Raw genomic sequence first — 1,009 nt, forward strand, 5'->3', positions numbered from 1 at the left:
CCCGGCCCCTGTCAGCGGCTTACGCCTCTTCGTTGACCCAGCTCATCAGCTTGCGCAGCTGCTTGCCGGTCGTCTCCAGCAGGTGCTCGGAGTCCTGCTTCTTGTACTCGTTGTACTTCTTCAGGCCGCCGTGGTACTCGTCCATCCAGTTACGGGCGAAGGAGCCGTCCTGGATCTCGGCGAGGACCTTCTTCATCTCGGCCTTGGTGGCGTCGGTGATGATGCGGGGGCCGGTGACGTAGTCGCCCCACTCGGCGGTCTCCGAGATGGACCAGCGCATCTTCTCCAGGCCGCCCTCGTACATGAGGTCCACGATCAGCTTCAGCTCGTGCAGGCACTCGAAGTACGCGATCTCCGGCTGGTAACCGGCCTCGGTCAGCGTCTCGAAGCCCGCCTTCACCAGCGCGGCGGTGCCACCGCACAGCACGGCCTGCTCGCCGAAGAGGTCGGTCTCGGTCTCCTCGGTGAAGGTGGTCTTGATGACGCCGGCGCGGGTGCCGCCGATGCCCTTGGCGTACGACAGGGCCAGCGCGAAGGCGTTGCCGGACGCGTCCTGCTCGACGGCCACGATGCAGGGGACGCCGCGGCCCTCCTCGTACTGACGGCGCACCAGGTGGCCCGGGCCCTTCGGGGCGACCATGCAGACGTCCACGCCCGCCGGGGGCTTGATGAAGCCGAAGCGGATGTTGAAGCCGTGGCCGAAGAACAGCGCGTCGCCGTCCTTCAGGTTCGGCGCGATGGACTCCTCGTAGACCTGGGCCTGGATCGGGTCCGGGACGAGGATCATGATCACGTCGGCCTCGGCGGCGGCCTCGGCCGGGGTCACCACGCGCAGGCCCTGCTCCTCGGCCTTGGCCTTGGACTTGGAGCCCTCGTGCAGACCGACACGCACGTCCACACCGGAGTCACGCAGCGACAGGGCGTGGGCGTGGCCCTGGCTGCCGTAGCCGATGACCGCGACCTTGCGGCCCTGGATGATGGACAGGTCGGCGTCGGCGTCGTAGAACAG

The 1,009-nt window shown here is 67.8% G+C and carries 1 protein-coding gene; it reads right to left on the reverse strand.

Going from position 1 to position 1,009, the window contains the following annotated elements:
- Nucleotides 1-19 precede the first annotated feature (19 nt).
- Nucleotides 20-1,009: ketol-acid reductoisomerase (gene ilvC, locus LG395_RS40875; protein WP_225814651.1), on the reverse strand; the 990-nt coding region annotated here is incomplete at its 5' end.

The organism is Streptomyces spinosus (assembly GCF_020400655.1).
In the GTDB taxonomy this organism is placed as follows: Bacteria; Actinomycetota; Actinomycetes; order Streptomycetales; family Streptomycetaceae; genus Streptomyces; species Streptomyces argyrophylli.